Consider the following 14,647-nt stretch of genomic DNA (forward strand, 5'->3'; position numbering starts at 1 on the left):
AAGCAAACCCCTCAACCTATCTCTTCTCGAACTTATCTCAAGCTTAATGCAGGGCCAAGCAAGATTCCTTCGCGACGTGCAACGTGCGGCCAGCTAGGCTGAAGGACAAAAACTGAAAAAGGGGAAAGAACAGAAAAACGAACACTGTCATCCAACGCCCTTGCCAACAATATCAAACAGATTGCTACTTTCAATGAAAAAGATTTTAGTGGAATAGCAGGAGTACAAGTGATCAACCCTGCTCATTACACATTTTGACTCAACTCCTCACGCTTAAGTTGATTTAACTTAAGCGTACAGATAAAAACAAGTTTGTAACTTGCTACTCTCCACTCCTTCGGTTAAACCTGCAAGCGAAAAGCGTTATCCTGGGCTTTGATGGCCAGTTCGGTAGCCAGGAAGCAGTGGTGCTGCGTCATGGCGGTTTCAGTACGATTCACCACATCACTTACCAGTTGCTCCCCATAAGGCATATGGATGCCGGTACAGTCGTAATACTTGGTCTCTTTCTGGTCTACCAGGAATAAGTGGTTCCCTCCTTCTCTACCGGCAATGTCAATATATTTACGACACTCAATATAACCTTCGGTACCCAGTATGAACAACCTGCCATCACCCCAGGTGTCCAGCCCCTCGGGGGTAAACCAGTCAATGCGGATATAGCCGGTGGCTTTGGGGCTGCGTACATTCATATCTCCAAAATCAGCAAGCTTAGGATATTCCGGATTACCAAAGTTACCTATCTGTGAAGTCGTTACTTCGGCCTCGCTGGAGTCGGTATAGTAAAGAAACTGATCACACTGGTGGGAGCCGATATCACAGAGGATGCCGCCTGCTTTGGCCGGATCAAAAAACCATTCGGGTCGGCTTTCAGGGCGCATCCGGTGTGGCCCCATACCGATGGTCTGTACTACCTTGCCAATGGCACCTGACTGCACCAGCTCAGTCGCCTGTACCGAGGCAGGATTACGCAAACGCTCACTGTACATGATGGAGTAGATGCGCCGGGTTTCTTTCTGCACTTTTTTTACTTCCTCAAACTGCTCCGAGGTGACAATACCCGGCTTGTCTGCCATAAAATCTTTGCCATGCTGCATCACCCTGATGCCCAGCGGAGCCCGCTCTACCGGAATGGAGGCGCTGGCCACCAGTTGTATGGAATCGTCTTCCAGGATTTCCTGCTCCGACCGGGCAACTTTAGCTTCAGGATAACGCTTCGTAAAGTTTTGAAGTAAATCAGGCTCTTTGGCATATACTGCTACCAGCTCACCACCCCCTTCTTTCAGTGCTTCTACCTGCCCGTAGATATGCCCGTGGTTGAGCCCTATGACGGAGAAACGAATAGATTCCTTGGGTTGTGCAGGTTTCCCGGCTTTTGCTTTTACTTCAACAATACGGGAGCCGCCGGAAAAAGTATTAGCCAAAGCCCCGGCAGGGAGAGCAAAGGCAGCAGAAGCCAATGAGTTCTTGAGGAAATTACGTCTATCAGATTGCATGAAGTTCAGATTTAGCTTGTTACACAATAATACGTTCTCCACCCCACTGATTCAACTCATTATATAAAAAAGGACTATGGAAAGGATATGGAAAGCGAAGGAAATAGCATCTGCACAAATTGATGTATCAGGTATCTACCTCCAGCCTATAGCCTTTGCCGTGTACATTAGCCAGGCGAACTGAAGGGTCATCCTGAAGTTTTTTTCTTAGCCTGGAGATAAATACATCCAGGCTGCGCCCCGTAAAGACTCCTTCATCTTCCCATACCTCCTTCAGCAAACGATCCCGCTCAATCAGCTCATTCTGCTGAAGCGCAAAAATTGTCATTAGCCTGCTTTCTTTATCTGAAAGCGAAATACTCTGGTGCCTATTCATAAGCTTCCCCTGTCGCTGATCAAAAGTATAGCTACCGAGGGGGATGAAAGCCCTAGCTTCCCGCTCAGTTAACTGCTGTCTGTTTTTTATCCATACTTTACCTATAAACCCAATTACCACCAGACTGCTAAGGGCGAGTGTGAACAAAAAGTAATGCTTATTTTTGGTGCCGGATACTGCAAAGTCGTCAAATGTAATTTGGACAGCATAACAACCCTCAGGCTGTACCCTTCCTTCGCAGGGAACGATATCTCTGTACTCTTCTCCCATAGCAAAACCATATACCACTTCATGAGCATAACACTCCAGCACATTGACCACATATTCCATTGGCAAATTATTTTCCGCCAGGTTTACACGGACGACCTCCACCAGACTGTCCGGCACAAAGGAGAAAGTGCGCTGAAACTCAAGCTGAAAAGTGGTCTCATCTATTTGCTTTACAGGTAACACCCTGGAAGATGAATCCCCGGCATGCAGCAGCAGCTTATGCCCTATCTTTCTGATCACCAGCGGAGCTCTTTTCTTCAGAAAGACAGTATGCTCATCTGTACCATACAGTGCCACGGCAGAGAGCAGGAGAGTAAGCAGGGAGAAAAGACCGGCAAAGCGAAGTGTGGATTTCATAACAGTAAGAAAAAACGGAAACATCAGACACACAAGTATTTACATTCAATTTACACTTTTTTTACAGTCATTTTACAAATACCTTCTTCCCTAAGTAATAAGTTTGTATCCGACCATTGGTAATTCTTTTCATTGACATGATGCAACCACAAAATCTCACTCTCATATTATTTTTGGCTATGCTATGTTCCTGCAAGGGGCAAACCAAAAGTACAGCCAAAAAAGAGAAAGGGGATGATACCTCCGCTAGTACGCTTGAGTACCCTGTTGCAACGAATCAGGGAATCATTTTTTTTTCAAGTGATAATGGTTTGAGCTGGAAAAATATGAGTGACGGCTTACCGGATACGGCTGAATTAGGACTGGGAGCGATAGCTGTTTCCCATGAGGACCTTGGAGTCGTTACCAGAGAACATGGGGTATATATTTTTGATGTACAGCAAGATCTTTGGGTGAGTATTCCCTCCGATCAGCGAATTATTGAAAGCAATCCGGGGGCTTTGACTTTTTACAATGGCCAAATCTATGTGGGCACACAATTAGATGGCGTTTTTTATTTAGCGAAGCAGGGAAAAAGCTGGACAAACATTAAGACCGGTCTCGACAATCTCACGATTCGTAAACTTGTTCAGCTTGACGGCAAACTGTATGCGGGAACAAATGCGGGTATTTATTCTTTCAATGAATTTCAAAATACATGGGAACTGGAATACAGTAACCCTACCCTACAGGTAAATGGTATTACAGCCTTTGCCGGAAGTATTTATATAGGTACCAATCAGGGAGTTTTTACATCTCCGAAAGGGCAGCGGAATTGGATAAATCTTTTAAACAATCGTTCTGTCCATAATATCAGTTCAGACGATGAGACCATTTATGCCATGGTTTACAATGAGCTGCTTTCATCTACTGACGAAGGTCAAAGCTGGCAAAACATACAAAAGGGTTTGCCCGCCCAGCTTTATACATTCAATGTGATTAAACAAGGCAATTCAGTTTTTGCCGGACAATGGGACGGTGTTTACAGAAAAGATAATGCCCATGGAGCCTGGAAGTCTTACAGTGAAGGTTTACCGGAAAAATTTGCCCTTACCAATATGACGTCATACATGGAAATGATTATCGTAAGTGGTAATGAAAGAAGACTAAGCCCGGGAATAAGTACGAATAAGTAAGACGTGCCTTACTATCAGGCTTCAGCAAGCTGCCCCTGGCGGCTTATTGAAATATTTAAACCATAAAAATCAATGCTTAGCATGAAATATTGTATTACAAAAGCTTCCTTTATGATTTGTCTGACCTTTTGGTTTGTCACGAACCTGGCGTATGCGCAGGAGTTTGCAGATTGGTACTATACTGAGCAATCAAATGAGGAAGATTGCGCTCAGAAGGTCATGCAGGAAAATGAACACCAAAGAAGCGAGCCTGGCAGAGATGCTATTATACACTGCAATCCTCTTCTGTTAAACGGAAACCTCCTGGATTATGGGGCTTTTAATACGCATAGCCGGGGGGTGTTGACAGTAATGAAGGGCGAACCGGATTCAGCAGAGGCTCAACGTATTCCATTCAAACTATACTTAAGAAGAGAAGGAAAACTATTGGAGAGGGCACAGATAGGCTTTGCGCAGGATAGCAAATATGAAATTGAGATTTCACAGGTATTAGCCCATAGCCTGCCGGGAGATCAACTAATTATTGATCCTGTCAAAAAAGAACACTGGAAAGCCAAGAGGATATTAAAAATCCTGGATGCTTGTTGAGTCACTGCTCTCAAAACAAGTGCTCAGGATCAGTACTACTCGTTCCAGGTTGTAGATAGCCTGCAGAAGAAATCTAAGGTAGCGTATCATAAAATTCCGGAGAGCATGATGACCTTCTTTCCGGCTCTTCTATACATTGGTGTAGATCAATATGTTTCTCCAAACACTAATGCGCTTTCCTATGAAAACTTTACTCACCATCAATAAGCCTATAACAAACCTATTCACCTTTGTAATTTCCCTGCTCCTTATTACTGCCTGTAGCAAGGAAGATGGTGCAGCAGTAGGCCCTGACATTAACAATGCCAGCTCGCAGCTCTGCCAGAATGTAAGAGGGGCAGAGGCTATTTACTGGGATCTGTCCAACGGCATTCCTCGTACCGACCTGCCCGGATTTGTCCCCCCTACTGTCAGGACGCCGGGAGGCTCTTTTTTTCATCCGGATTTCCCTCCACTTAGCTTTGAGTACCCTGCCGGCTACAGTACCGAAACCATACGGGCATCTCATTCGGCCGGGGTAAACCTGATCCGTCAGGACAATCAGGTGGTCTGGCGCTGGCTCAGCACTACAGCCAGCGGTTTCCCCAGTGCGAGAGAAATCAGACAAGGTGAAATTCAACAGATGCTGCAGTTTCTGGGTGTGAATGCTAATAATATTGAACTGCTTTGCCTGAACGAGGGACAGATCAACCCTGCTTCAGGTATCACCACCCGTAGTTCTACTGCCCTGATTCGTTCCGGTGGCTTTACCGCTTTGGTGGCTGCGCAGGTTACTGCCCTGGAAAGCCTTCCTACTTCTTCCATATCTATCCGGATGGCGGTAGGGCCTACCGCGGAATTCAGCCAGCTGGTTTTTGATACTTTCCTGGCCATAGAGTGGCAGATGCTCTACCGGAGTAGTGGGGGTGTTACCCTGGATGACCGTGACGGAGATGGCACACCTGATGTGCAAGACAGGTTTCCGGATGACCCTAGCCGGCAGTAAAAATACTTTAACAGGCTTATGGCTCCGTACAGCTAATGCTAGAATTGCTGTACGGAGCTGTATTAAAAGATCCAGGAATCAGCGACTTACTTCTACTCAAATCAACAAATTACCAATTACTTTTTTGCTTCATTACTTGCCGAAAGTTAAGCTCCAAGTGTAAGATAAGATTTTTCTCCCTTTAAAGATCAGGACATTGCCTGAGTTTATAAATAGAAATACGCTTCCCCAGTCTGTTACTTTGACTATGTAGCTATCTGGTAGATCATGGGTTTATATTTAGGTTCAGGTACAGGCTTGCCCTGTGCCTTAGCAGCTTCCAGCCAGCTGGCTTTGGCTTGTATTACTTCAAGGAGCGCTTGTTCTGCTGTTTCCCCAAAAGCTGAGCAATGTTTCAAATCCGGTATATCTGCGATGTACCCTTCATCTTCTTCACTATAGAAAATATTGATATGATAGTCTTTCATATTAGCTTGTTAGTTGGTTGCTGCTATCGGCGACAGTAGACGCAGCGAAGGTGCAGCTGTAGCTTAGCGCTTACTGAATGTTGCGTGCCGCCTATATCAAAATTCTTCCGTTATCCTATCTCTTAATTCTTCAAATAATCTATTGTAGGAATCTATTTCAAATCTAAAAGTTAAGTTTTTCAGCACATCAATATCTTCTAATTCATCTGAAGTTTGATAAGCGAATTTACTCCAAACTATTATATCCTCACTTTTGGAAATCTCTGCTGAAATTAAACCACAACCAATATCTTTACATTCTGCACATACAATTAATTTTGCTCTTCCAAAAGTGATAATTAAAGAATCTATGTCCTTTCTTATTTCTTCACAAGCTCGTCGCTTAGAAATTTGGTCATTTAAAATACTATATGTTAAAAGGCTTCTATTAAATCCTGTAATAAAGTAGCCGTTGATAGGAGATTCTCCTTTTCTCCGCATATATTCATTATCAATAATCTCCTCCAAATTATTGCCATCAATAAGTAAGATGTATCTGTATTTTGATCCAGATTTATTAATCTTCTTTATCGATATTTTAGGAATATGCACTCTTAAAATTCTTCTTTTTAGGTGACACACAACATGTAAAAAGGCACGTGATAAATCGCACGGCGTGGCGGGGCCACCCTGGTCGACCAGCCAAACCGTCACGTGCCAACAATGAATCAACGTCTACTTTACGTATGATTCCGTAGATTACACCCTCTCCAGCTTAATGGGATACGTCTGGTTGGCATTCCACTGGCAGACGTAGATGTTCTTGTCTTCGTCTATGCATACATCGTGGCAGTGTTTAAAGACCGGGTTTTCCTGTACCATCAGTTGCAGTTCACCATCGCGATATTCCGGCTCAGTGCCTCCGGGGTTGGAAACCACGTTATTGTCTTTGTCCAGAATGGTTACAAAACCGGAATTGGGCGTCTGGTTCAGGTACTTCAAACGTGACCAGCAGACTCCGGCATACAGATTATCTTCATCAATGACCGGGCGGCATACATAGGCTCCGGGCAGGAAGAGGGTAGACTGGTATTCACCATCCAATGAATAATATTTAAAAGCATTGTGCGCGCGCGAGGTGCATATCAGTCTGGGCTCCGCGCCATTACGCTGATCTATGCCTACACCATGTACGGTCTGAAATTGTCCTTCTCCATCACCGGCACCTCCGAAGTGGCGGATGTACTTGCCTTCAGCATCATACTGTATCACATACTGTGAGCCATATCCATCGGCTACATAAATGTCTCCGTTGGGGCCTACTGTGGTTTCGGTAGGCTTAAAGCTCATATCTTCTTCGTAAATACCTAGTTCGTGTGGGGTTTGCAATGTCATCAATACCTTACCCTGCACATTGGTTTTGACTACCTTACCAATATTAGGATCACAGATCAGCAGCATATCTTCTCCTCCTTCGTCAAAGATGGACAAGCCATGCCCCCCGGGATAATCAGAGCCCCAGGTCTCCAGCAGCTTACCGGATTTATCGTAAATAATAATGTTATTCTTGGTTTCGTCAGTCACCATGATCAGGCGACCTTTAGAGTCCATCACCATCTCATGGCAATTTTTGACCGGCGTTTGTGAAGGGTTTAGGTTACCCCATTCCTGATGTACACGGAAGCGGAAACCATTATGCCCCAGCACTTCATTGCTGAGTTTAGGTTTACTTTTCTGGATATAAAAATTCAGCTCAGGGCTGAGAAAAGCGCCGCCTGCCAAAGCTACGCTACCTTTTAGGAAGTTCCTTCTGTTACTCGATTGTGACATGATGCTTTTAGGTTGTGTTAAATGACAAATTAAGGATTATAAACGCGTGATTCAATGCTATGCGCGTATTTTAATAAGAGGTAATAAACGCTTCAGCTGATAATTCTACAAGTAAATTGCTCTTTACTTAAGTGCGTTTCAGGTTATCGCTTTACAGTAAATTGCCTGATTGATGAAAATTTTCTAAATTAATAAGTAGTTCATCCTGCTCCACTATTTATTGTGTCCAGTATGCTAATGTCAGGCATTACTTCATTTTTTGTTTGATGCCGGAGAAATCTCCTAAGCTGGATCAGTATGTTTTTTAGTTATTCCGGATTTTGGCTTGTCTAAATAATAGTGTGGGTTATTACCAGGAATAAATATCTACCATAACCTATAACGATTATCATTATGCCAAAATTACCTGCTCTTGCATTTATTCAGCACCTCGCCGATAACGGTTTTGAGGCCGAACTACAAATGTCTCCCGGGGCTCAGACTGACGACATTATGTATGTCAATGTCATCCGAAAAATGCCTCCTGCCAATCAGGGTAACTGGGTACGAGCACAACCAAAAGTTGGGGGTGTACGGGGGTACCAGCCTTTCAGGGCACCGGGAATGTCCTATTGCAAGGCCTTTAAAGACATCCGGCTGATACCGGAAGCTACCCAGAGTATTCAAAACAACTCATATGAAGTCAAAAGTATAGATGCCGTAACAGTATGTAATCAGTTAGGTATTGTTCCACCTCGCCGAAACTTATACAATTAGCCAATTGCGTTTCTTGCTAAGTGATGGAAAGTCTTGGATAAAAGGCAGGGTTTCACCAGTTCTTCCAAAACTTCCGTACGCTTATGTACTTCGCTAACCATTGCCTCTTGAGCTCAGAAGGTGGCACAGAAATGTTTAGGCAATAATATCCCTGACTACTTTGCCATGTACGTCAGTGAGGCGGTAGCGTCTACCCTGGTGTTTGTAGGTAAGCTTTTCATGATCAACGCCCAGGAGATGCAGCATGGTGGCCTGGAAGTCATGTACATGTACCGGCTTTTCTATGATATTATAGCTGAAGTCATCAGTAGCCCCGTAGACCATACCCTTCTTTATTCCGGCGCCGGCCATCCAGATGGTAAAACAGCGGGGGTGATGATCGCGGCCATAATTGGTTTTGGTAAGCCTACCCTGAGAGTAGTTGGTTCGTCCAAATTCACCGCCCCAGACTACCAGCGTATCCTCCAGCAGCCCGCGTTGTTTCAGGTCCATGATCAGGCCCGCTGAAGGCTGGTCTACACTCTTCGCAAGTTTTTGAATCTGTGAAGGCAGGCTACCATGATGATCCCAGCCCTGGTGGTATAGCTGTATAAACTTCACGTCCCGCTCTACCAGCCTCCTGGCCAGCAGACAATTGGCAGCATAGGTGCCGGGAATGCGTGCTTCAGGCCCATACATATCATAGATGTAGTCGGGCTCGTCATCGATGTTCATGGTTTCCGGTACAGAGGTCTGCATGCGGAAAGCCATCTCGTACTGTGCAATTTTGGTGCTGATCTCCGGGTCTTCCAGGCGGGCATACTGCATCTCATGCATACGTTTCAGAAATGACAATTGCCGCTCGCGATCATCATTATCTATGCTGGGGGGGTTGTTCAGATAAAGTACCGGGTCTTTGCCGGAGCGGAACTGTACCCCCTGATGGACAGAAGGGAGAAAGCCATTACCCCACAGGCGGGAATACAGGGGCTGTCCTCCCGATTTCCCTTCAGAGAGCAAGACACAAAAGGTAGGCAGGTTATCATTGTCACTGCCGAGGCCGTAGCTGATCCAGGAGCCTATGCAGGGGCGGCCGGGCTGCTGTGAGCCGGTCTGGAAGAAGGTGATGGCCGGATCGTGGTTGATCGCCTCGGTATACATAGATTTGATAAAACAAAGTTCGTCAGTGATCCTGGCGGTATGGGGCATCAGTTCACTCACCCAGGCACCACTCTTACCGTATTGTGCGAACTTAAACTGCGAGCCTGCCAGCGGAAAAGACTTCTGACCGGCGGTCATCCCCGTAAGGCGCTGCCCCTTGCGGATTGACTCAGGAAGTTCTTCACCGTTCATCTTTTCCAGCATGGGCTTGTAGTCAAACAGTTCCATCTGCGATGGCCCTCCGCTCTGGAACAGATAAATTACTCTCCTGGCTTTGGGAGCGAAGTGTGGTCCACCAATGCCCTCAGAAGGATCAGCAGACCGGCCAAAAAGCGATGTGGGTTGTAAGAGCGAACCCAGGGCAGCAGCACCCATGCCCATTGTGGTTTTGGTCAGAAAATCCCTTCGGCTGTAATGTGGCGTATATTGCTTACAATCGCTCATCAGGCTTATCTTTTGGTGTAAATTTCGTCGTAATTCATCATGATATTGGTCACCGCCGTCAACGCAGCTACCTCAGCTGTGGGTAGGCTTGTATCTCGCCGGTAATCACCTACCTGTAACAGCTCTTCCGCTCCGGCTTTATCTTCCTGGTACTTCAGCAATTCCTGCCTGTACAGCTCACGCATGAGCGAAAGTTCTTCTTGCTTAAGATCACGGCTGCTTAGCAGGCGGAAGGCCAGGTTCAGTTGTGCATCACTACTTTCTCCACCTTCCCTGATTACCCGTTCAGCGACAAGGCGGGCAGCTTCTATCATTTGCGGCTCATTCAGGAGCAGCAGCGCCTGCAGGGGTGTACTGGTCCGCTGTCGGCGTACGATACACATGTTGCGGTCTGAGGCATCCATCACCATCATGCTGGGAGGCGGTGCCGTCCTTCGTATGAAGGTATACATGCTCCGGCGATACAGCTTGTCTTCTTGGTCCGGCTCATAATCTACCAGCAGGCGGGAAAAATGGGTTTTGCTCCACAGTCCTTCTGGCTGATATGTTTTGACGCTGGGGCCACCAATTTTGTCTACCAGCAGGCCGCTGGCTGCCAGGGCATTATCCCGGATCATCTCCGCGGGAAGACGGTGGCTCGGGCCGCGAGCCAGCAGTAAGTTGTCTGGATCTCGCTCTCTTAGCTCCTTAGAAGCTACTGAGGTCTGCCGATACGTAGCCGAAGTAGCAATCAGGCGCAATAGGGCTTTGACATCCCAATCGGCATTTACAAACTCCAGAGCCAGCCAGTCCAGCAGCTGGGGATGGGTAGGCAGGTCTCCCTGGTTACCAAAATCTTCCAGGCTGGCAACAATGCCTCTCCCGAAAAACATATGCCAGTAGCGGTTCACCGCCACCCGGGCAGTGAGCGGATTATCGGGATGCAACATCCATTGGGCCAGTCCCAGACGGTTAGGCGGAAAGCCCTCAAAAGGTAATGCCCGGGCGATTGCCCCCGCCTGTACTTCTTCTCTAGGCGCATCATACATGCCCCTATCCAGCACGTAAGTCTTACGGGGAGGATGTTTTTCCCGCATGACCATTACCTCGGGTACAGTATCCAAAGTAGCGTGTTCTTCACGGCGCAAGCGGTTCAGTTCGTTAAGTATATGCCGATAGCGGGGATCATGGTTTTGCAGTATATATTCGGATTGCAGTGCCTGTGCTTCCTGATCAGAGCCTTCCCAAAGATTAATTCCAGCAATGCTCGCTACTTCCAGGCCGCTCAGCTTTCGCTGATAAATTCTGATTTCATCTACTGCCCCTTCATAAAGTCCAACATCAAGTGCGCCCCGATAACTACGCCCTACGCGGACTGCCTGGGCTTCTACCTTGAGGGTGTCGTCTATGGTGCGGATACTTTTGTAAAGACGACTGTAATGTGTTTGTAGGCCTGAGGCCTTTCCGTCAACATAAACTTTTATGCCTTCTGCCTTACTGGAGCCATCGTAGGTAAACATCAGGTGGCTCCATTGATTTATCGGAATGCTATCATGGGTAGTGACATGCAGGCAATGGTCAGGCAGACCATGGGTAAGGCGTACGCTCACACGATTATTTTCATCCAGAAAAAGTTCGTAGCCTCGCCAATGTGAATTTTTCCCTCCGGCATTTCCCAGAATTACGCTATATGCTTCTTTTTTGTCAGGTTTCACCCAGACGCGCCTACTGAGAAAGCATCGGTTCGCTCAAAGTTTCCTACTTCCGGCAATGACATGTACTCGTACTCGCTATCGAAATGTATTGCCTTAGCTGCTTTGCCGGCGACTATCTCAACATCACCACGGAGCTGTGCCTTTTTTCCACTTTGTACCTGATTAGGTGACTTTTCATCAGAGAAGTGGTCCAATGGATAGTGACCAGCCAGCCCTTTTTTCAAAAAGCCTGGCTCAGGCTGCACTTTTTTACCACTTGGTTTTTTGACAGCCTCCTGTCGATATGTCTTTTCCTTTTGTTCCTGCCCGGCAATCAGTTTACGGAGGTAAGCCACTTTTTCAGCGGTTTCTTCCTGCATGAACGGAATAGTGGGTGCGGTATTACCGTCATTGGCGATCATGCCCAGCTCATCCACATTGTTGAAGAAAGCCGAGAACTGAAAATATTCTTTCTGAGAGATAGGGTCATATTTATGGTCATGGCAGCGGGCACATTCCAGCGTAAGTCCCAGCATGGCTTTAGCGGTAGTATTGGTGCGGTCAAAAACATTTTCTAGCCGATACTCCTCAGGGACAATACCTGACTCCGAACTGGCAGGGTGGTTGCGATGAAAACCAGTGGCCAGCACCTGCTCCTGGGTAGCATCGGGTAAAAGGTCTCCTGCCATCTGCCAGGTAATGAAATCATCATAGGGCAGGTTCTCATTAAAAGCTTTGATCACCCAGTCACGCCAGGGCCACATCATACGGTAGCCATCAGCATGGTATCCATGGGAATCAGCATAGCGGGCGATATCCAGCCAGTCCATCGCCATACGTTCACCAAAGTGAGGAGAAGCCAGCAGGCGGTCTACTACTTTTTCGTATGCCTCAGCCGAGGTATCCGCCACAAAAGCTTCAATCTCTTCAGGTGTAGGAGGCAGGCCCGTCAGGTCAAAGGTGACTCTTCGCAGAAGCTGTACTTTATCAGCTTCCGGCGAAGGCTGTAAGTTAGCGCTTTCCAGACGTTTTAAAACGAAGCGGTCAACAGGATTTTTCAGCCATTCATTCTGCTCTACTGCAGGAAGCTCAGGGGTTTCCGGGGGAATAAATGACCAGTGGGGCTTGTATTCGGCGCCTTCCTCTATCCAGCGGCTGAGCAGGGCGACTTCCTGTTCCGAAAGTGTCAGGTTAGATTCAGGCGGAGGCATTACCATTTCTTTATCATCAGCGTTAATGCGGTGAAACAGCTCGCTCTCAGTCGGATCACCGGGCACAATAGCATAGCGATCTTTTTCTTCTCCCAAAGCGGCAAAGGCGCTCTCCGGCTCGTCCAGCCGCAGATCTGCCTCGCGCTTATTTTCATCAGGGCCATGACAGGCAAAGCAGCGGTCGGACAGGATAGGCTTAATATGAAGGTTGAAATCTATCTGCTCAGGCAATTGCGCTTCTACTTCAGGAGCAAACTGCAGCCGTGGAGAATCGCAGGCTTTCAGGAAGAAGCCCATGCAGTAGCATATGATGAGGTATACTGAATATTTTTTCATCTGCCAGGATTCTCTTTTGTATAGATGTACGCCCTTTCCAGAGCAGCACAGAAGATACAGCTTATCACTCACTTCTTCAAGTGAGCCGCCCTGCTGCTATTATGCCAGGATGCCTTTCACCAGCTTCCCGTGTACATCGGTAAGGCGGTAGCGCCTGCCCTGGTGTTTGAAAGTAAGCTTCTCATGGTCTACGCCCAGCAGGTGCAGCAAAGTAGCCTGGAAGTCATGGACATGCACCGGATCTTTGACGATATTATAAGAAAACTCATCAGTCTCACCATAAGTAATCCCTTTCTTCACGCCCCCACCAGCCATCCAGATGGTGAAGCAGCGGGGATGATGATCACGCCCATAATTGGTGGCGGTCAGCTGTCCCTGTGAATAATTGGTACGGCCAAACTCGCCTCCCCAGACAATCAGGGTATCTTCCAGCAGCCCTCTTTGCTTAAGATCTTTGACCAGCGCGGCAGAGGCCTGGTCAGTGTCGCGGCATTGTGAAGACAGTTCTCTCGGCAAATCGGTATGTTGATCCCAGCCCAGGTGATAGAGCTGCACAAATTTTACGTCCCGCTCGGCCAGACGACGGGCCAGCAGGCAATTGGCTGCATAAGTACCAGGCTTGCGGGCATCTTCTCCGTACATTTCAAATACCGAGTCAGGCTCATCTGACAAATCCAGGGCATCAGGTACGGAGGTTTGCATGCGGTACGACATCTCATACTGGGAAATACGCGACTCTATCTCCGGATCGCCAAAATCCTGTAAGCGCATGTCGTTCAGCTGGGCCAGATAATCCAGCACTTGCCGGCGCGTACCCGCGTTAATTCCGTCGGGATTATTCAGAAAAAGTACCGGATCTTTGCCAGAACGAAACTGTACGCCTTGGTGGAGTGAGGCCAGAAAGCCATTGCCCCAAAGGCGGGAATATATAGGCTGTGGGCGTTGCGCTCCACGAGAAAGCAGCACGATGAAGGTAGGCAAATTCTGGTTATCACTCCCCAAACCATAGCTGAGCCAGGAGCCGATGCTGGGGCGGCCCGGTTGCTGTGAGCCGGTCTGGAAAAAAGTAATGGCTGGATCATGATTGATCGCTTCGGTGTGCATGGTTTTGATAAAGCAAAGCTCATCGGCAATTTCCGCGGTATGCGGCATAAGATCACTTACCCAGGCGCCGCTTTGTCCCCTTTGCTTAAACTCAAAGAGTGAAGAGGCCAAAGGAAAAGAGCTTTGTCCGGCAGTCATACCGGTAAGGCGCTGTCCCATCCGCACTGAGGCCGGCAACTCCTCGCCATGCATCTTGCTAAGCATAGGCTTGTAATCAAACAAATCCATCTGGGAAGGGCCTCCACTCTGAAAGAGGTAAATTACCCGCTTGGCTTTGGGCGCGAAGTGCAGCTGATCCAGTATACCACTCATCGGATCTATGGCGGGGCCGGAACTGGCATTGCTGTTACAACCCATCAGGCTTCCCAGTGCCATTCCTCCTAAGCCCAGGCTCATGCGAGAGAGGAAGTGACGGCGATTCATCTGGTTGAAATGTTCAGTGAGTATATCTTTCATAACA

General features: G+C 47.4%; 13 protein-coding genes. 4 read left to right on the forward strand and 9 right to left on the reverse strand.

Annotated features, from left to right (window positions below):
* Window positions 1-341: 341 nt before the first annotated feature.
* Window positions 342-1,496 carry a Gfo/Idh/MocA family protein gene (locus OKW21_RS26740; RefSeq protein ID WP_277485675.1) on the reverse strand — a complete coding sequence of 385 codons (1,155 nt, stop codon included), beginning with the start codon at window positions 1,494-1,496 and terminating at the stop codon, window positions 342-344.
* Window positions 1,497-1,623: 127 nt separating this feature from the next.
* A complete protein-coding gene (locus OKW21_RS26745; RefSeq protein ID WP_277485677.1) occupies window positions 1,624-2,499 on the reverse strand; it encodes a winged helix-turn-helix domain-containing protein in 876 nt (291 codons plus the stop codon).
* Between the two features lie 179 nt (window positions 2,500-2,678).
* Between OKW21_RS26745 and OKW21_RS26750 the strand changes: the two genes are divergently transcribed.
* The 3 genes from OKW21_RS26750 to OKW21_RS26760 all read left to right on the forward strand — a co-directional run bounded on the left by OKW21_RS26750 (window position 2,679) and on the right by OKW21_RS26760 (window position 5,247).
* A complete protein-coding gene (locus OKW21_RS26750) occupies window positions 2,679-3,674 on the forward strand; it encodes a hypothetical protein (protein WP_277485680.1) in 996 nt (331 codons plus the stop codon).
* 81 nt (window positions 3,675-3,755) lie between these two features.
* Window positions 3,756-4,262 carry a hypothetical protein gene (locus tag OKW21_RS26755; RefSeq protein ID WP_277485683.1) on the forward strand — a complete coding sequence of 169 codons (507 nt, stop codon included), beginning with the start codon at window positions 3,756-3,758 and terminating at the stop codon, window positions 4,260-4,262.
* Window positions 4,263-4,443: 181 nt separating this feature from the next.
* On the forward strand, window positions 4,444-5,247 hold the full coding sequence (locus OKW21_RS26760) for a hypothetical protein (protein WP_277485685.1): 804 nt from the start codon (window positions 4,444-4,446) through the stop codon (window positions 5,245-5,247).
* 245 nt (window positions 5,248-5,492) lie between these two features.
* Here the strand turns inward: OKW21_RS26760 and OKW21_RS26765 are convergent, their stop codons facing one another.
* From OKW21_RS26765 to OKW21_RS26775, 3 genes are all read right to left on the reverse strand, one after another.
* A complete protein-coding gene (locus tag OKW21_RS26765; RefSeq protein ID WP_277485689.1) occupies window positions 5,493-5,714 on the reverse strand; it encodes a type II toxin-antitoxin system HicB family antitoxin in 222 nt (73 codons plus the stop codon).
* A gap of 96 nt (window positions 5,715-5,810) precedes the next feature.
* Complete coding sequence (locus OKW21_RS26770; protein ID WP_277485691.1) at window positions 5,811-6,305, reverse strand: hypothetical protein; 495 nt, start codon at window positions 6,303-6,305, stop codon at window positions 5,811-5,813.
* Window positions 6,306-6,452: 147 nt separating this feature from the next.
* Window positions 6,453-7,523 (reverse strand): 6-bladed beta-propeller, encoded by a 1,071-nt coding sequence (locus OKW21_RS26775; RefSeq protein ID WP_277485693.1) that lies wholly within the window; start codon window positions 7,521-7,523, stop codon window positions 6,453-6,455.
* A 393-nt stretch (window positions 7,524-7,916) separates the two neighbouring features.
* On the opposite strand from OKW21_RS26775, the gene OKW21_RS26780 reads away from it, so the two are divergent.
* The gene (locus OKW21_RS26780) at window positions 7,917-8,279 is read left to right on the forward strand and encodes a hypothetical protein (protein ID WP_277485696.1); all 363 of its coding nucleotides are present in this window, start codon (window positions 7,917-7,919) and stop codon (window positions 8,277-8,279) included.
* A 135-nt stretch (window positions 8,280-8,414) separates the two neighbouring features.
* On the opposite strand, the gene OKW21_RS26785 is transcribed toward OKW21_RS26780, so the two are convergent.
* The 4 genes from OKW21_RS26785 to OKW21_RS26800 all read right to left on the reverse strand — a co-directional run bounded on the left by OKW21_RS26785 (window position 8,415) and on the right by OKW21_RS26800 (window position 14,643).
* Window positions 8,415-9,863, reverse strand: coding sequence for a DUF1501 domain-containing protein (locus OKW21_RS26785; protein WP_277485698.1), 1,449 nt, complete (start codon window positions 9,861-9,863; stop codon window positions 8,415-8,417).
* A 5-nt stretch (window positions 9,864-9,868) separates the two neighbouring features.
* Complete coding sequence (locus tag OKW21_RS26790; protein ID WP_277485701.1) at window positions 9,869-11,557, reverse strand: DUF1553 domain-containing protein; 1,689 nt, start codon at window positions 11,555-11,557, stop codon at window positions 9,869-9,871.
* Entirely contained in the window at window positions 11,554-13,083 is a 1,530-nt protein-coding gene (locus OKW21_RS26795) for a DUF1549 domain-containing protein (RefSeq protein ID WP_277485704.1), read from the reverse strand. The genes OKW21_RS26790 and OKW21_RS26795 overlap by 4 nt, the downstream gene beginning before the upstream one ends.
* 99 nt (window positions 13,084-13,182) lie before the next feature.
* A complete protein-coding gene (locus OKW21_RS26800; protein WP_277485706.1) occupies window positions 13,183-14,643 on the reverse strand; it encodes a DUF1501 domain-containing protein in 1,461 nt (486 codons plus the stop codon).
* Window positions 14,644-14,647 lie beyond the last annotated feature (4 nt).

The organism is Catalinimonas alkaloidigena (genome assembly GCF_029504655.1).
GTDB lineage: Bacteria > Bacteroidota > Bacteroidia > Cytophagales > Cyclobacteriaceae > Catalinimonas > Catalinimonas alkaloidigena.